The organism is Pseudomonas sp. 34 E 7, assembly GCF_900005715.1.
GTDB classification, from domain to species: Bacteria; Pseudomonadota; Gammaproteobacteria; order Pseudomonadales; family Pseudomonadaceae; genus Aquipseudomonas; species Aquipseudomonas orientalis_A.
Map to the genome: position 1 here is coordinate 24,256 of NZ_CVTX01000142.1, position 16,713 is coordinate 40,968.

Genomic DNA, 16,713 nt, shown 5'->3' on the forward strand with positions numbered 1-16,713 from the left:
CAAACCCTCCAGGACACAACCGACCGATGACGGACGGAAAAAAGGCCACCTGGCAAACCCGGGTGCTCTAAAAACAGGCGTCAGTATCGCGACGGTTTATGACGGAGTAGTGGCTAAGTGATTTCATCTCCATGACAATTGGTTTGCCCACGGAACTATTGATTTGGAGTTGTGTCCTGGGTTTTTTCCGGGTGTGCACTCGGCTGTGATAGGCGATACTCGCCAGGCTTTCACGCCCAAGACACAGAGAAGATGCCGATGCCGCTGCAACGCCTGGACAGCCTGTCCGACATCACCCCGCAGGCCTGGGATGCCCTGGCGCCGCAGGCCCAGCCATTCGTGCGGCATGCGTTCCTGAGCGCGCTGGAAGACAGTGGCAGCCTGGGGGGCCATTCGGGCTGGCAACCGGAGCATTTGCTGCATTGGGAGGGCGAGCGGCTGGTGGCGGCATTGCCCGGTTATCGCAAGTGGCATTCCTATGGCGAGTACGTGTTCGATCACGGGTGGGCCGACGCCTGCGCACGCGCCGGCATCGATTACTACCCCAAGCTGCTGACGGCCGTGCCGTTCAGTCCGGTCAGCGGCCCGCGTTTGCTTGCAGCCAATGCCGAGGACGGCTTCGAACTGTTGAACAGCCTGCCCGGTTACCTGGAAATCGAGGGGCTATCCAGTGCCCATGTCAATTTCACCGACGCGCTGGCCGATGACGCACTGGCCCGGCATCCCGGCTGGTTGCAGCGTCTGGGCTGCCAGTTCCACTGGCAGAACCGTGGCTACCGCGACTTCCAGGATTTTCTCGACGCCCTGAGCTCACGCAAGCGCAAACAGATGCGCAAAGAGCGCGAACAGGTGGCGGGGCAGGGTATCGAGTTCGAGTGGTTGCAGGGCCATGAACTGAGCGAAGCCCAGTGGGATTTTGTTTACGCCTGTTACGCCAACACCTACGCGGTACGCCGCCAGTCGCCCTACCTGACCCGGGCGTTTTTCAGCCTGCTGGCCGAGCGCATGCCCGAGGCGATTCGCGTGGTCCTGGCCAAACAGGGCTCACGCCCGGTGGCCATGGCGTTCAGCCTGATCGGCGGTGACAGCTTCTACGGCCGCTATTGGGGCTGCCTGGCAGAGTTCGACCGGCTGCATTTCGAGACCTGTTTCTACCAGGGCATGGACTACGCCATCGCCCACGGCCTGCAACGCTTCGATGCCGGCGCTCAGGGCGAGCATAAATTGATTCGTGGCTTTGAGCCGGTGATTACCCGCTCGTGGCATTACCTGCGCCATCCGGGACTGAAAAACGCCGTGGAGGATTTCCTCGAGCGCGAGCGAGTGGGCATTCTGGCGTATGCCGAAGAGGCGAGGTCGGCGCTGCCTTATCGGCAGGCTTGAGCCACCGGTCTGGCAGAACTGGTCAAAGAAGCCGAAATCGCTATTCTGTATGTACAAAAGTACATACAGGACGTGCCATGCATTTTGAGTGGGATGATTCAAAAAACAAGGCCAACATTGCTAAGCACGGCATCGATTTCAACGACGTTCCGGATATCTTTAGACATCCAATGCTGGCCTTGCGCGATGATCGAGCGGATTATGACGAAGAGCGTTGGATCAGTATTGGCTGGATCAAATTATTGATTGGTGTTGTCGTATACACCGAGCGGTGTGGTGATGTGATCCGTATCATTTCCGCCCGAAAAGCAACCAAGAAGGAGGCCAAATATTATGACGCAAACATCGAAAACTGATTGGGAGCGCCTGGCCAAGATGAGCGACAAAGATATTGATACCAGTGAAATTCCTGAACTGGATGCTGAGTTTTTTCGACGTGCTGAACTGCGTGTTCCTGTGAAGCAGGCGGTCACCATTCGACTTGATGCGGATGTTTTAGAGTGGTTCAAAGGTCAAGGCACTGGCTACCAGACCCGCATTAACCAGCTCTTGCGCCAATACATGCAGGCTCATCAAGGCTGATCAACACGTCAAAAGTTCCGCCCTGCCTTATCGGCAGGCCTGCCCGTAAGATCGTTCCCACGCGGAGCGTGGGAATGATCAGGCTGCCTTAACCCTAGAGTCTGCCGGTCTCGATGCCTTCAATCGATGCCAACGAACCCACCCGTCTGGTGCTGCCACAACCGCGCATACAGCCCGCCATGGGCCAGCAATTGGGCGTGGCTGCCGCTTTCGGCGATCCGGCCTTTTTCCAGTACGACCAGTCGGTCCATCCGCGCGATGGTCGAGAGTCGGTGCGCGATTGCAATCACGGTCTTGCCCTGCATCAGGGTTTCCAGGCTTTCCTGGATCGCGGCTTCCACTTCGGAGTCCAGTGCCGAGGTGGCTTCGTCCATGATCAGGATCGGTGCATCCTTGAGCAGCACGCGGGCGATGGCGATCCGTTGACGCTGGCCGCCGGAGAGTTTCACCCCACGCTCGCCCACATGGGCATCCAACCCGGTACGGCCCTCGGAATCCGACAGCAGCGGGATGAACTCGTCGGCGCGCGCCTTGTGCACGGCGGCCCAGAGTTCTTCGTCGGTGGCCTGCGGCTTGCCGTACAGCAAGTTGTCGCGGATCGAGCGGTGCAGCAGCGAGGTGTCCTGGGTGATCATGCCGATCTGCGCGCGCAGGCTTTCCTGGGCGACTTCGGCGATGTCCTGGCCGTCGATCAGGATGCGGCCGCCCTGCAGGTCGTAGAGGCGCAGCAGCAGGTTGACCAGGGTCGACTTGCCCGCGCCGGACGGGCCGATCAGGCCGATCTTCTCCCCGGCCCTGATCTCAAGGTTCAGGCCGCCAATGATCCCGCTCTGCTTGCCGTAGTGGAAATCCACCTGCTCGAAGCGCACCAGGCCGTGGGGCACTTCCAGGCGCGGGGCGTCGGCGCGGTCGACCACCGCAAGCGGCTGGGCGATGGTCTTGAGGCCATCCTGCACGATGCCGATGTTTTCGAAAATGCCGTTGACCACCCACATGATCCAGCCGGACATATTGACGATGCGAATCACCAGGCCGGTGGCCAGGGCAATGGCGCCGACGGAAATCAGCGACTGCGTCCACAGCCACAGGGCCAGGCCTGTGGTGGTGACGATCAGCAGGCCGTTCAGGACGGTGATGACCGCGTCCATGCTGGTGAGCACGCGCGCCGCCAGTTGGGTTTTTTCGGTTTGCTCGACAATCGCTTCCTTGGCGTATTCCTGCTCATTCTGCGTATGGGCAAACAGCTTCAAGGTGGTGATGTTGGTGTAGCCGTCGACGATGCGCCCCATGAGTTTGGAGCGTGCTTCGGAAGAGATCACCGAACGCTCCTTGACCCGCGGCACGAAGTAACGCAATGCCAGGCAGTAGCAGACGATCCAGATGATCAACGGAATCATCAGTCGCCAGTCGGCCTCGGCAAACAACACCAGCGAGGTGATGGCATAGATCGACACGTGCCAGATGGCTTCGGCCGTTGCCACCGCAGAGTCACGCAACGAGTTGCCGGTTTGCATGATGCGCTGGGCAATGCGCCCGGCGAAATCATTCTGGAAGAAATTCAGGCTCTGCTTGAGCACATAGCTGTGGTTCTGCCAGCGGATCAGGCTGGTCATGCCGGGGTTGATGGTCTGGTGCACGAGCAAGTCATGCAGGCTGTTGAAAATCGGCCGCAGCAGCAGGGCGACCACGGCCATCCAGACCAGCTCGGTGCTGTGCACCTGGAAGAAATTCGCGGGCGGCGTGCCCTGGGCCAGGTCGATGATGCGGCTCAGGTAGCTGAACAGCGCGACCTCGATCAGCGCACCGACCAGGCCCACCACCAACAGCGCGGCAAAACACGGCCACACCTGGCGCAGGTAGTAGAGGTAGAAGGGCAGGACTTTATCGGGCGGGGCCGCGCTGGGAGCATCGCGGAAGATGTCGATCAGTTGTTCAAAACGACGATAGAGCATTAGGCTTGACGCCCGCCGTGCGGGCTCTCCTTTCAAATGCGCACGTCGCCTTGTGGGCAACGTGCGGAATTTCCTGCAGACCTCAGTCGATGCGCTTGGCCGACTTGATCAGGACAGGATCGATTGGCACGTTCTGCATGCCTTGCTTGGTGGTGGTCTGCGAATTGACGATGACATCCACCACGTCCATGCCCTTGACCACCTTGGCAAATACCGCGTAACCGGCATCGCGGCCCGGGTCGAGGAAGGCATTGTCGGCCACGTTGATGAAGAACTGACTGGTGGCCGAGTTCGGGTCATTGGTGCGGGCCATGGACAAGGTGCCGCGCACGTTATGCAGGCCGTTGCTGGCTTCGTTCTTGATCGGCGCTTCGGTCGGCTTTTGCGACATCTGCTGGGTAAACCCGCCGCCCTGGACCATGAAACCCGGGATCACACGGTGAAAAATCGTGTTGGTGTAGAAGCCTTTGTCGACATAGGCGAGGAAATTCTTGGTGCTGATCGGCGCCTTGACCGGGTCGAGTTCGATTTCAATGTCGCCATTGGTGGTGGAAATCAGTACGTGGGGCGCTTTGGCCGGTTCGGCCGCCATCAGGTTGGCAGCGAACAGAACGGAACCGGCAAGGAAGGCGATTTTTTTCAGCATGGGTCAGTGATCCTGGGTAGTGGGGTCGACGGTCTTTAGAGAAGCGAGCAGGGTAGCGTTAAAGACTTCGGTTGATCCAAGGGCGTGGCGGGAATGTTCAATCATCACCAGTCGCGCGTAGAGCAGCAGTTTTACATAGTTTAGTGCGTTGATGGTCCGGGTTGGACAGGTGATTCTGGAACGTGGTTCCTGTCGCCACAGCGCACAATCGCGTCGAGCTTGCGCGATTGAACGCAGGTCTTGTGCACGGCGTTTCAGGCTTGCCGAGGGGCCGCGAAGGGCGCGTCCAGCGGAGCGGTATCAAAGGTGCGTAGCAGTTCCACGAGAATCTGCGTCGCCGGCCCCAGGGGTTTGTCCTTGTTCGAATACAAATAGAATGTGGGATGGCGGCTGACGCCCTGTTCCAACGGCAGTTGCTTGAGCAGGCCTTCGGCGAGTTCGCGCTCGATCATGTGCCGGGGCAACCACGCAAACCCCAGGCCGCTGCCCACGAACGCGGCGGCGGTGGCCAGGCTGCCGACGGTCCAGCGCTGTTCGGCACCGAGCCAACCCACATCCCGCGGTTGCTGGCGACCGGAGTCGCGGATGACCACCTGCATATGGCCTTCCAGGTCCTGGAAGCTCAACTCCCGGTGCATGCGGTGCAACCCGTGCTCGGGATGGGCCACGGCGACAAATTCCACATCGCTCATTTCGGTGCCCAGGTAACCGGGAATGCTGAAGCCGCAGATCGCCAGGTCAGCCACGCCTTCTATCAAAAGCTCTTCGACGCCGGACAATACCTCCTCACGCAAGCGCACCCGGCAGCCTCGACTCTGCGGCATGAAGGCAGTCAAGGCGCGTACCAGGCGCGCGTTGGGATAGGCCGCATCCACGACCAGCCGCACTTCGGCCTCCCAGCCTTGTTCCATATGGTGGGCAAGATCTTCCAGTTGGCTGGCATTCTTCACCAGTTGCCGGGAGCGGCGCAGCAGCACTTCACCCGCATCGGTGAGTACCGCCTTGCGCCCGTCGATGCGCAGCAGCGGCACGCCGAGCTGGTCCTGCATGCGCGCCACGGTGTAGCTCACCGAGGACTGCGAACGGTGCAGCGCTTCGGCCGCCTGGGCGAAGCCGCCATGGTCGACCACGGCCTGCAATGTGCGCCATTGATCAAGGGTCACGCGGGGCGCTTTCAAGATGAGCTCCTCTTGTCCTAAGCTGGCGGTCCTTATTGGAGACTGCCGAATGAGAAAATTCTGTTGTGTGTTGCTGGCGCTGCTGCCGATGAGCGCGTTTGCCTACCCGATCGACGTGACTAAAAAGATCGACGGCGTAAGCATCGACTACACCGCGTCCGATGTGGACGGCGATATCAGCTCGATTCAGCTCAATAACTACGGCACCCAGGATGCCCTGTGTTCTGTAATCTTTACCAATGGCCCGGAAGCGCCGCGTCGTCGCACCGTCAGCGTGCCCGCAGGCAAAAGCACCCACACCACGGTCAAGTTCAACCGCGCGATCATCAAGATGCGAATCGCCCTGGCGTGTGCGCCGAAATAAAGCAAGCGCGGAGCACAGCGACAGGCAGACTCCGCTTATAAACAAATTTATAGATGGGTTATAGCAGTTTTTTGCGCTTTTTAATCGAAGCGGCCACGGTTAATCTTTTCTGCATCGACTCACAGCATTTTCCGATAGAGCCTACATGGCCCTGTCCGCCAACGCCCTGCTCGTGCAGGTGGCGTGATCCTTTAATCGCCAGATAATCCCCCGGTGTTTATCTAGCCCCAAGCAATCCGTTCAAGTACGCGTACCGAACCTCCCTTTGCACTGTTTGCTCCTGAGTGCTCCTGCCCGACTGCCGCTTCAGCGAGGTCGGGTTTTTTTTGCCTCGAGTTTCTTCAAGCATCGAAAAGCTTTAATGTCGCGCCCATTCGAAACGAGGCGCACATGGGCTATCTACTGATTGTCACCCTGATTCAGGCATTTTCCTTCAGCTTGATCGGCGAATACCTCGCCGGTCACGTCGACAGCTACTTCGCAGTGCTGGTGCGCGTGGTACTGGCCGGGTTGATCTTCATCCCACTGACCCGCTGGCGCTCGGTGGCACCGGCCTTCATGCGCGGCATGCTGGTCATCGGTGCGCTGCAGTTCGGCGTGACCTACGTGTGCTTGTATTTGAGCTTTCGCGTACTGACGGTGCCGGAGGTGTTGCTGTTCACGATCCTCACACCGTTGCACGTGACCCTGATCGAAGACGCGCTCAACCGGCGGTTCAATCCCTGGGCACTGGTCGCCGCACTGGTGGCGGTGGCGGGTGCGGCGGTGATTCGCTTCGACCAGATCACGCCGAATTTCCTGATGGGCTTCCTGCTGCTGCAACTGGCCAATTTCACCTACGCCGCCGGGCAAGTCATGTACAAGCATCTGGTGGCACGCTATCCGAGCGATCAGCCGCACTACCGACGCTTCGGTTATTTCTACCTGGGTGCCTTGCTGGTGGTGCTGCCCGCGTTCCTGCTGTTCGGCAAGGCAGACTTTCTGCCCCAGGCGCCGCTGCAATGGGGTGTGCTGGTGTTCCTGGGGTTGATCAGTACCGCGCTGGGCATGTACTGGTGGAACAAGGGGGCGTGCCTGGTCAATGGTGGCACCCTGGCGGTGATGAATAACCTGCATGTGCCGGTGGGGCTGCTGCTGAACCTGCTGATCTGGAACCAGCATGAACCGCTGGGAAGGCTGGCCCTGGGCGGCCTGGTGATTCTGGCGGCGGTAGGGGTCAGTCGATTGGGTATCAAGCCCGCTGCTGGCGTAAAGTCTGCGACTTGAAGGTGCCAGCGATGTGTGAGCGGCAATGAGAGTGTGTTATCGAAAGGAACGCTGTGGGGGTGGCAGAGTGGACAAGGTCGATGAACTGATAATTGCTGCCTTGAAGGATGACTCCCGCGTCAGCCTGGCCGAACTGGCGCGCCAGGTTCACAAGTCTCGAACCGCCGTGGAGTCGCGGGTTCAAAAACTGATCGAAAAGGGCATTATCCTCGGCTTTACCATCAGCGTCGCTGAGGGTGATGAGGCCCGGCAATCGGCATTTTTGATGCTCAAGCTCAACGGGAGCACCTGCCACCTGGTGTTTCCGAAAATCCACCAGTATCGCGAGGTGGTGCAGGCCTATTCATTGTTTGGCGACGTGGACATGATGCTCGACGTGCGCTACCGCCATTTTGAAGAGTTGATGGTGTTGAAGGAAAACCTGCTCAAGATCGAGCACGTGAATGAGGTGGTGGTCAATCCGGTGCTCAAGGCCTGGCGCTAGCCGCTGCCGTCCGGGACGGCAGCGGCTGGTGCCCGATCAGGCTGGCGCGTGGTCGTGGAAGGTTTCGAGAAAGTAGTGATTCAGGGCCGGCATCGTCTGGCGCAGGGTGTCCACGAATTCTGCGATGACCGTCCGGTTGAATGCCAACGTGGTGTCGTCATGCCCCAGTACCACCACCAGCAGGCTGGACGATGCGTTCGTCAGTCTGAAGTCATGGGCATCGGCGTCGACTTTGCCGATGCTCGCCAAAGGCACGTCACCGCAGGTATAGACGATGTCGCCCGCGGGGATCATGACGTCCTTCTTGGCAAACAACGGGCGGAAGGCCCTCGGTTCCGGCGAGCGCATGACGTGGATATCGTCCCGCTGATGATAGCTGTGTACGCCGATGCTGACGCCGTGTCGGATCGCCACGGCGTTATAGGCATCGACGACGTTATTGATCGGGCGCACACCGTTGGCGATGAAGCGCCGCAGCAGTTTTTCGTTGGCGCTGACCGTGTTGGTGTAGCCGAGCTTTTCAAGCTGGCGGGCAAACCCTTCGTAAACGGGATTGGCGTCCAGTTCGTTGAGGTGCGAGGCCACATGATTCAGGTTGCTCTGCAAGAGACTGACGAAACTCTGGTCGTCAGACACCCGGATGTTTTCGACAACGGCGGCGCACGCATTATTGAGGCCCAGGTCAAGGGCTGACTGTTGAATGATCAAACGACTTTTCATGCCCTTAGCTCCATAGCTTGTTGCGCAGCAGTTCGGTGCTGGCATCGAGCTGTTGCAGGCTGGGGTGCTGCAACCAGAACAGCCCTGGGCAGGTGGCGAAGTCGATCGTGACCGGCGTGGTGTCGCCCGGGCTTAGGAAGAAGCGATGGCCGCAATAGGCTTCATCCAGCATTGCGCTCTGCAGCGCCTGAGGTGAAGGCGCGGTAAAGGTGCGGCGCTCGTCGGAACAGAAAAAGCCGATACGACCATGGCTGATCTCACGTGCAACTCCGGCCGGCGGGCGAGGCCGGCCGAGGTAGCTGTCGATGGCCAGCGATAACAGGTCCGGCTGGTACACCTGTTGAAACAGCAGCGGGGCGATACCGCCATGCAAACGGCCGCCCGCTTCAATCATCACCGGGCCCGCATCGGACCAGATGATTTCCATATGAATCGGCCCGATCTCGATGCTCAGGGCCGCCGCTGCCTGGCGCGCGTAGTCGATCAAGGGTTGCAGCTCTTGTGCCTGGGGGTCGAGGGTGTCCAGGCTTTCATAGACAAACTTGCTGCCGTTTCTGTGGATCTTGGTGTATTTGCACACCGTGGCGATGGTGTACTCGCCATCAAAGGCGACCATGTCCACCACGTACTCCGGCCCCGCCACGAATGGCTGCACGATAAACCCGAGGTTGAACTCCCCAAGGTCGTTTTTCTGCCGCCAGGCCGCATTGTTCAGGGCGGCTTGCACTTCGTGCTTGCCCTGGGCGAATACCACGCCTTCGGTGGCGGCCGAATTCAGTGGCTTGACCACGTAGGTAGCCGCTTCGTCCAACGAGTCGACGACTTCCCGGATGCGGGTTTGCGAACTCAACAGTTGCGACGCAATGTTCGCCAATCCGTGTTTCTTGAGCGCTTGCTGCATGGAATACTTGTTGCGCCGCAGGTCGCTGGTGATGCGGCTGTTGCCCGCAATACGCAGCACTTCGGTGAGGTAATCGGTGAGATAGATCGCGGTCTCGCAGCCTGCGATCACCGCGCTCAATGACAGCTTCTCGAGGGTTTCCAGCAGGCTCTCTTCCCAGTGGTAGACCTCTTCGAAATCTTCCCGGATCAGGTCATCGGTGAAGTGCCTGGGCAAGGTGTTGGTGGAGATCACCGCGATGCACTTCACGCCCTGGGCTTTGAACAACGGGGCGTAGAGTTTGCCGGTGGAAAACGGGTCGACGATCAGTACGGTTTGCAATTGAGGCATTCCTTATTCAAGGGTCGCGGTGGCCGGGACCGCCGGCGTGAGATTCCACGCCAGCACGGCGGCGGCCAACAGGCCGGCGGAGACGATCATCAACAGGCGCGCACCTTCCAGCCCGAGGAATCCTGCGGTGGTGAAAAACGTCAGGATCATGGGCGCCGAACCGCTGACCAGCAGGTAGTAGAGCGAACTCTTTGCAGCGATCACGTCGGCCACCCGAGCATTGGGCGCCGACTCGATCAGGTTCTTGCGCAATTGGATGCGCAGGCTGTTGATGCAAAAGCCCAGCAGGAACGCGGCCACCATCATCACGTAGAGGTTCTGGAAATACACGATTGCCACGTCGGCCAGCAGCACCAGGAGGATGGCGCTGTAGCTGTTGAGCTTGATACGTGGCAGCACCGCCGCACTGAAGGCACCCAGGCCCGCCAGGCCGCTGGCCACGCCGAACAGGGTGGCGTTCCACTCGTTTAGCTTTTGAAACACGATCGGCACCAGGCTGTTGAAGGCGCCGATATGGAACCCGATCATGCTTAACACAATGATCAGCACGTAGAGGTTTCGCGGCAGGTTCAGCGCCTGGGCTACGGGGCTGTCACCGGCCTGCTCGGTGGTGTCGGCGCCGGGCGTGGCCTGTACGAACAGGATCGCCGCCAGCGAGACAATCGCCGCCAGGCTGATGATCTGCAGGGTCTGGCTGACCGAGAACACGTCCACGATCACCCCGCCCAGCAGCGCGCCGCCGAAGGCGCCGATCTGGATGGACGTTTGCATCAGCCGCGCCGAGGTGTCGCTGTCGGTCGCGCCGGCCAACACCAGCTTGGTATTTTTCGACTCGAGGGTGCTGATGGTGAAATAGTCGGTGACACCGACCACGAACGCGATTGCCAGGAAGCCGATGGGCAACACGGCGGCGTTCGTGAACGACAGACCAAGCACGGCGGCGAACGCGGTCAGGCGAATGTACAGCAGGCGTTTCATGCTCAGTTCAATGGTGAAAAACTTGCCGATGTATTGTTCGCACACATACGGCACCACCGTCGCCACGCACAGCGTGGCGCCGACCAGGAATGTCGAGCCGGTGGTTTCCAGGCCGAACCAGACCATGGCAATCACAATCGCCATGTCCAGGCCGGTAAACAGGGTCACGATCGAATAGAACGCTGTCAGTGTTGATTTAGTGGTCATAGGGCTCAGTCGTAACGAGAAAGTTTGAGTAAAGGCACGCACCGTTGGGTGTCACCGACGACGGTACTGAACTGGTTTCTGACGCGAACGGTGGGGGGCGACTTCTTTTCCAGGTTGCACACCTTGTAAGCGTTGTCGTGCCAGGGGCAGATCACACTCTGCCCGTCGCCGCTGGTTTCACCCATGTGCAACGGGCCGCCGCGATGGGGGCAAGTGGTCGGCAGCAACTGCGTCGAATAGGTGTGGCGCTTGAGAAAATAAGTGGTGTCTTCCACGGCCACGTAGTTGGCGTCGGTCAGGTTCAGGCGGATAGCTTTCATGGGGTGCCTACTCAAAGTGCCGTGACGGTATAGGTGCAGGACGGGCTGACGACGCGGGTGCCATGCAGCATGCCCTTGGGAATCACCACGCCTTCCCCGGCCTTCAGGCGCACGCTGAGTTCGGGGCTTGCGACAAAATCCAGCTCGCCGGTTTCAACCCAGAACAGCTCGTCATTGGGGTGGGTGTGCGGCACCGAGAGTTCGTGCTCGGCCTCGGTAATGCGCAGGTCCACCGGCTTCTGGCCGTGGTGGGCGGCAGCCAGTGCACGGTGTTCATCCAGCTCGTCATGCCATTTGATATGGGCGTAGAGCTCTTCATCGGCGATGTCCTGCAGCAACCTGAACTCTTCGAAACCCCGGACCAGGTCGGGAATGATCTTGCTGCCAAATTGCTTGATCATCGGCAGGATGAGGCGCTGCAGGGCCATTCTTCCGTGATGGACATCGATGTGTGAATGTTCATCGAAATAGTCGGTGGAGACGCTGTCGCCGAAAATCGCCTTGATGGCGCTCGACTGATGCTTGGTAGTGAGGGCCAGGGTGGCCTCGGTGTAATACATCGCGCCAATGTAGCGGAACAGCTCGCCGTGGTTGGCGGACACATAATGGAAGTAGTTGGTCAGCGACAAGGAACCTGCGGTGTAGAACTGCCAGTAATGGTGCACGTGGTGCGACATGCCCATGTCTTTGAGCATGTCTTCAAAAATGGTGCTGTGCTTCTTTTTATCGACGCCGTAGCCATATTCATCGATCAGGATCTTGAACAGCTCGCTGGTGTACACACCGCAGTTGCCCAGCACGTTACGCGCCATCGCCGAGGCTTCACTGAGGAAGTCGCCGGCGCATTGGGTCATGAAAAAACGCGCGGCCCGTTCAGGGTTGCGGCTGGTGGTCAGTACCTGGTGCAACCTGGACTCGGACTGTGCGACCTCCTCCAGGACTTTGTCGGTGTGGGCGACAAACGAATCCAGGCACCACGAACCGTTGATATGCACTTCCTGCTTGAGCCAGTCGTACAGATACTGCTCAAGCAACGGCCGGATCTTCTTGCCGCTGGCGGCGTGCTCGGGGTCGTAGAATTGTTTGAACGCCTTGAGATCGAGTTCCATGGGCGGCTTTGGCAGAAATACCAGGTCCTGCTCATAGATATTCAATAACAAGCGTTGCGCCAATAAATGCTGGCTGTCTGAAAGTTGGTCGCTGGTCAGGCGGGTGCTGATAATAACATCTGAAATATCCTGCGGCCGAGAAGGGCGCTGGAAGGGGCTGTTGGTATAAAAACTGCGCGGTTGGGCAAAAGCCTGGGCATCACCGTAGTGGGTAAGCGCCTCGGCATCCGAACTGAGTGCGAAGTGGGGCGCGTCATCTGACAGCTTAGTTGTCCATAACATAAGAAGTGCCTTCTGGCTGATTTGTTCGATGGCCAGATGCTATAGATTTGGTTTTTCTAAAAACAGATTGAAAATTGGGCGCGTAGATAGTGAATTTCACTAAATCAATAGGTGGAGTCTGCTTTGTGATTTGGGTGAGTTGATTTATTTTAGGGCGACGACTAGACATGTTCGCCGGCTTTTTCCGGCATGCGGGCTAATAAGGTCTTGAGGAAGAAGGAAGATGACAGTCAGCGTTTTGATCCTGCCGGGCCTGTTCAACTCCGGTGAAGCCCATTGGCAATCGCAATGGGAGCGTCAGTTCCACGGGTTGCAGAGGGTCGAGCAGCAGGACTGGCAAACGCCGGTCGCTGCCGATTGGGTGGCGCGCCTGAATCAGGCGATAGAGGCGGCTGACAGCAAGGTTGTGCTGGTCGCGCACAGCCTGGCGATTACCCTGATCACACGCTGGGCGGCGCAGTATCCGCAGTCGAACAAGGTAAAGGGCGCCTTGCTGGTGGCGCCAAGCGATACCGAGGCGGACTCGTATCCGTCGGGCACCACCGGTTTTACGCCGATGTCGATGCAGCGCCTGCCGTTTCGCACGATCCTGGTGGCGAGCACCAACGATCCCTACGTCACCCCGGAACGGGCGAAAGCATTCGGCGAGGCATGGGGCAGTGAACTGGTGTGGGAGCCGGACGCCGGCCATATCAACGGCGACTCGGGGTACGGGCCTTGGCCGAAGGGTGCGGAATACCTTTACCAATTGACCGGTGACCCGCAGTTCCAACTCAAGTAGCGGCCACTGCGAGGGACCGCCAGGCCCCTCGCAGCTCAGGTTGTCAGTGCTCCAGGGTTTCCACGGCCTTGGCATTCTGCGTCATCGCAAACAGACCGCCGCGCAGGTCCGTGCCGCTCGGCTGCTGATACAGGCTCAAGCCGAACTCCGGCAATACCGCCAATAAATAATCGAAAATATCCCCCTGGATGCGCTCGTAGTCCGCCCACGCCGTGGTGCGGGTGAAGCAGTAGATTTCCAGCGGCACGCCCTGGGCGGTGGTCTGCATCTGGCGCACCATGCAGGTCATGTTCGGCTGGATGTCCGGGTGGCTTTGCAGGTACGCCAGGGCGTAGGAGCGAAAGGTCCCCAGGTTGGTCATGCGGCGGCGGTTGGCCGACAGTTGCGCACTGTGGCCCTGGGCCTCGTTCCAGGCCTTGAGTTCGGCCTGCTTGCGCCCGATGTAGCCGGTGAGCAGGTGCACCTGGGTCATGCGTTCTTCTTCGTCATCGCGCAGAAAACGCACGCCGCTGGCGTCGATGAACAGGCTGCGCTTGATGCGCCGGCCGCCGGAGGCCTGCATGCCGCGCCAGTTCTTGAATGACTCGGACATCAGGCGCCAGGTGGGAATGGAGACGATGGTCTTGTCGAAGTTCTGCACCTTGACCGTGTGCAGGGTGATATCCACCACATCTCCGTCGGCACCGACCTGGGGCATTTCGATCCAGTCACCGACCCGCAGCATGTCGTTGCTGGTCAATTGCACGCTGGCGACGAACGACAGCAGCGTGTCCTTGTACACCAACAGGATCACCGCCGACATGGCACCCAGGCCCGACAGCAGCAACAGCGGCGAACGGTCGATCAGGGTGGCGACGATGATGATCGCGCCAAACACGAACAGCACCATCTTCGCCAGCTGCACATAGCCCTTGATCGAGCGGGTGCGCGCATGTTCGGTGCGCGCGTAGATATCCAGCAGCGCGTTGAGCAGGGCACTTATCGCCAGCACCATGAACAGAATGGTGATCGCCAGGGCCACGTTGCCTATGAACAGGATGGCGGTCTTGCTCAGGTCCGGCACCAGGTACAGGCCGAACTGGATCACCAGGGACGGCGTCATCTGCGCCAGGCGATGGAAGACTTTGTTATGCCGCAGATCATTGAGCCAATGCAGCGCCGGTTGCCGGCCGAGTAATTTGACCGCGTGCAGGATGAGGTAGCGCGCCACACGCCCCACGACGAAGGCCACCACCAGCAATACCAGCAAGCCGAGGCTGGAATGCAGGACCGGGTGTTCATCGAGGGCGCCCCAGAGGTCTTGGACGTTGAGCCAGAGCTGTTTGATATCCATGGATTAACCGATTCTTCTGTAAGACAACACGGGCCGATTAGAGCATTTAAGTGCAACAAAGTTGACGCCACGGACAAAATCGCTGACAAAAAAGCAGCTGATTAGCACCGTTCGCGTAAAGAAACTCGGTTTGGACGCCCGAAACCGGTAACCTATGCAGCTGATATTTTGTATTTCTTCGAGGTAGCACCCGTGTTTTCCCAATTCGCCCTGCACGAACGCCTGCTCAAAGCCGTGGCCGAGCTTAAATTTGTCGAGCCTACGCCTGTGCAGGCAGCGGCCATCCCGCTCGCGCTCCAGGGGCGTGACCTGCGGGTGACGGCGCAAACCGGTAGCGGCAAGACCGCTGCTTTCGTCCTGCCGGTCCTCAACCGCCTGATCGGCCCGGCTAAAGTCCGCGTCAGCATCAAGACCCTGATCCTGCTGCCGACCCGCGAGCTGGCCCAGCAGACCCTGAAGGAAGTCGAGCGCTTCTCGCAGTTCACCTTCATCAAGTCCGGCATCATTACCGGTGGCGAAGACTTCAAGGTCCAGGCCGCCATGCTGCGCAAGGTCCCGGATATCCTGATCGGCACCCCGGGCCGCATGATCGAGCAACTCAATGCCGGCAACCTCGACCTCAAGGAAGTCGAAGTGCTGGTGCTTGACGAAGCCGACCGCATGCTCGACATGGGCTTTGCCGACGACGTGCAGCGCCTGGTGGCCGAATGCGTCAACCGCCAGCAGACCATGCTGTTCTCCGCCACCACCGGTGGCTCGACCCTGCGCGACATGGTCGCCAAGGTGCTGAACGACCCCGAGCACCTGCAGGTCAACAACGTCAGCGACCTGAACGCGACCACGCGTCAGCAGATCGTCACCGCTGACCACAACGTGCATAAAGAACAGATCCTCAATTGGCTGCTGGCCAACGAGACCTATCAGAAGGCGATCGTCTTCACCAACACCCGCGCCGCTGCCGACCGGATCTACGGGCGCCTGGTGGCGCAGGAATACAAGGCGTTCGTGCTGCACGGCGAAAAGGACCAGAAGGATCGCAAACTGGCCATCGACCGCCTCAAGGCGGGCGGCGTGAAGATCCTGGTCGCTACCGATGTCGCCGCGCGCGGCCTTGACGTGGATGGCCTGGACCTGGTGATCAACTTCGACATGCCACGCAGCGGCGACGAATACGTGCACCGTATCGGCCGTACCGGGCGTGCCGGCAACGATGGCCTGGCCATCTCGCTGATCTGTCACGGCGACTGGAACCTGATGTCGAGCATCGAGCGCTACCTTAAGCAATCTTTCGAGCGCCGCACCATCAAGGAAGTCAAAGGCACCTACACCGGGCCGAAGAAGGTCAAGGCCTCGGGCAAGGCCGTTGGGGTGAAGAAGAAAAAGACTGACGCCAAGGGCGAAAAGAAAAAGGCCGGCGCCAAGTCACCGACCAAGCGCAAGATCGCCAATCGGCCGAAGACCGACAACCTGTCGCTCGTCAGCAAGGACGGCATGGCCCCGCTCAAGCGCCGCAAGCCGGAAGTGCCGGCTGCCGAGTAACGTCCGTCTGACCGATCGTTCCCACGCTGCGCGTGGGAACGCCTCCCGAGACGCTCCGCGTCCACGCCTGCATTCAGCTTTTGGCTTTAGCCGCCGCTTCCTTGAGTTCCTTGAGGCGCGCATCAATCAACTGGCACTTGTCGGGAAATTCCGCGCTTTCGGTGTCCAAGTCCATTTTCTGCAACTCGTCATTCATCTCCTTGGCCTTGGTCGGGTTCTGCTCAGTGAGCTGGGTGACTTCCCGAGCCAGTTGCTCGCGCTTGGCGGTGGCTTCCTCAGGCGTGCAGGCCCAGGCGGGCACGCTGCTCAGCAGCGTAGCGGCGACGGCCAGGTTCATCAGGGTTTTCATGGGCGACCT

General features: G+C 59.6%; 18 protein-coding genes. 8 read left to right on the plus strand and 10 right to left on the minus strand.

Translation table 11 applies throughout. The features are described 5' to 3' along the window. Nucleotides 1-258 precede the first annotated feature (258 nt). The 3 genes from BFP96_RS14250 (at nt 259) to BFP96_RS14260 (ending at nt 1,965) form a co-directional block, all read left to right on the plus strand. Nucleotides 259-1,383, plus strand: coding sequence for a GNAT family N-acetyltransferase (locus BFP96_RS14250; protein WP_065894427.1), 1,125 nt, complete (start codon nt 259-261; stop codon nt 1,381-1,383). 77 nt (nt 1,384-1,460) lie between these two features. Next, nucleotides 1,461-1,739 (plus strand): BrnT family toxin, encoded by a 279-nt coding sequence (locus tag BFP96_RS14255; RefSeq protein WP_065894401.1) that lies wholly within the window; start codon nt 1,461-1,463, stop codon nt 1,737-1,739. Beyond that, nucleotides 1,717-1,965 (plus strand): BrnA antitoxin family protein, encoded by a 249-nt coding sequence (locus BFP96_RS14260; protein ID WP_065887908.1) that lies wholly within the window; start codon nt 1,717-1,719, stop codon nt 1,963-1,965. Before BFP96_RS14255 ends, BFP96_RS14260 begins: the two co-directional genes overlap by 23 nt. Before the next feature lie 119 nt (nt 1,966-2,084). On the opposite strand, the gene BFP96_RS14265 is transcribed toward BFP96_RS14260, so the two are convergent. The 3 genes from BFP96_RS14265 to BFP96_RS14275 all read right to left on the minus strand — a co-directional run bounded on the left by BFP96_RS14265 (nt 2,085) and on the right by BFP96_RS14275 (nt 5,741). Further along, nucleotides 2,085-3,917, minus strand: coding sequence for an ABC transporter ATP-binding protein (locus BFP96_RS14265; protein WP_065936445.1), 1,833 nt, complete (start codon nt 3,915-3,917; stop codon nt 2,085-2,087). Between the two features lie 82 nt (nt 3,918-3,999). Beyond that, nucleotides 4,000-4,563, minus strand: coding sequence for a peptidylprolyl isomerase (locus tag BFP96_RS14270; protein WP_065887910.1), 564 nt, complete (start codon nt 4,561-4,563; stop codon nt 4,000-4,002). A gap of 254 nt (nt 4,564-4,817) precedes the next feature. Continuing rightward, nucleotides 4,818-5,741 (minus strand): LysR family transcriptional regulator, encoded by a 924-nt coding sequence (locus tag BFP96_RS14275; RefSeq protein WP_065936446.1) that lies wholly within the window; start codon nt 5,739-5,741, stop codon nt 4,818-4,820. Between the two features lie 49 nt (nt 5,742-5,790). Here BFP96_RS14275 and BFP96_RS14280 point away from each other — a divergent pair, with 49 nt between their 5' ends. From BFP96_RS14280 to BFP96_RS14290, 3 genes are all read left to right on the plus strand, one after another. Continuing rightward, nucleotides 5,791-6,105, plus strand: a complete 315-nt coding sequence (locus BFP96_RS14280) for a 3-phosphoglycerate kinase (protein WP_065894395.1) — start codon at nt 5,791-5,793, stop codon at nt 6,103-6,105. Between the two features lie 390 nt (nt 6,106-6,495). After that, entirely contained in the window at nt 6,496-7,371 is an 876-nt protein-coding gene (locus tag BFP96_RS14285) for a carboxylate/amino acid/amine transporter (RefSeq protein ID WP_065936447.1), read from the plus strand. A 67-nt stretch (nt 7,372-7,438) separates the two neighbouring features. Further along, complete coding sequence (locus BFP96_RS14290; RefSeq protein WP_065887914.1) at nt 7,439-7,855, plus strand: Lrp/AsnC family transcriptional regulator; 417 nt, start codon at nt 7,439-7,441, stop codon at nt 7,853-7,855. 36 nt (nt 7,856-7,891) lie between these two features. Here the strand turns inward: BFP96_RS14290 and BFP96_RS14295 are convergent, their stop codons facing one another. Genes BFP96_RS14295 through BFP96_RS14315 form a run of 5 tightly spaced genes read right to left on the minus strand, consistent with a single transcriptional unit; the run spans nt 7,892 to nt 12,702 of the window. Beyond that, on the minus strand, nt 7,892-8,575 hold the full coding sequence (locus tag BFP96_RS14295; RefSeq protein WP_065894391.1) for a phenylalanine--tRNA ligase beta subunit-related protein: 684 nt from the start codon (nt 8,573-8,575) through the stop codon (nt 7,892-7,894). Nucleotides 8,576-8,579: 4 nt separating this feature from the next. Next, nucleotides 8,580-9,806, minus strand: coding sequence for an ATP-grasp domain-containing protein (locus BFP96_RS14300; RefSeq protein ID WP_065936448.1), 1,227 nt, complete (start codon nt 9,804-9,806; stop codon nt 8,580-8,582). Nucleotides 9,807-9,809: 3 nt separating this feature from the next. Continuing rightward, a complete protein-coding gene (locus tag BFP96_RS14305) occupies nt 9,810-10,991 on the minus strand; it encodes an MFS transporter (RefSeq protein ID WP_065894388.1) in 1,182 nt (393 codons plus the stop codon). A gap of 5 nt (nt 10,992-10,996) precedes the next feature. Beyond that, nucleotides 10,997-11,311 (minus strand): Rieske 2Fe-2S domain-containing protein, encoded by a 315-nt coding sequence (locus BFP96_RS14310; RefSeq protein ID WP_065887918.1) that lies wholly within the window; start codon nt 11,309-11,311, stop codon nt 10,997-10,999. Between the two features lie 11 nt (nt 11,312-11,322). Beyond that, a complete protein-coding gene (locus tag BFP96_RS14315; RefSeq protein ID WP_240998945.1) occupies nt 11,323-12,702 on the minus strand; it encodes an iron-containing redox enzyme family protein in 1,380 nt (459 codons plus the stop codon). 223 nt (nt 12,703-12,925) lie between these two features. Here BFP96_RS14315 and BFP96_RS14320 point away from each other — a divergent pair, with 223 nt between their 5' ends. Next, complete coding sequence (locus BFP96_RS14320) at nt 12,926-13,483, plus strand: RBBP9/YdeN family alpha/beta hydrolase (RefSeq protein WP_065936449.1); 558 nt, start codon at nt 12,926-12,928, stop codon at nt 13,481-13,483. A gap of 43 nt (nt 13,484-13,526) precedes the next feature. Here BFP96_RS14320 and BFP96_RS14325 read toward each other — a convergent pair whose 3' ends face one another. Continuing rightward, entirely contained in the window at nt 13,527-14,816 is a 1,290-nt protein-coding gene (locus tag BFP96_RS14325) for a mechanosensitive ion channel family protein (RefSeq protein WP_065936450.1), read from the minus strand. Nucleotides 14,817-15,008: 192 nt separating this feature from the next. On the opposite strand from BFP96_RS14325, the gene BFP96_RS14330 reads away from it, so the two are divergent. Then, on the plus strand, nt 15,009-16,355 hold the full coding sequence (locus BFP96_RS14330; protein ID WP_065894385.1) for a DEAD/DEAH box helicase: 1,347 nt from the start codon (nt 15,009-15,011) through the stop codon (nt 16,353-16,355). Between the two features lie 73 nt (nt 16,356-16,428). Here BFP96_RS14330 and BFP96_RS14335 read toward each other — a convergent pair whose 3' ends face one another. Next, nucleotides 16,429-16,704: a hypothetical protein gene (locus BFP96_RS14335; RefSeq protein ID WP_065896261.1), complete on the minus strand. Its 276-nt coding sequence runs from the start codon at nt 16,702-16,704 to the stop codon at nt 16,429-16,431. Nucleotides 16,705-16,713: the final 9 nt, after the last annotated feature.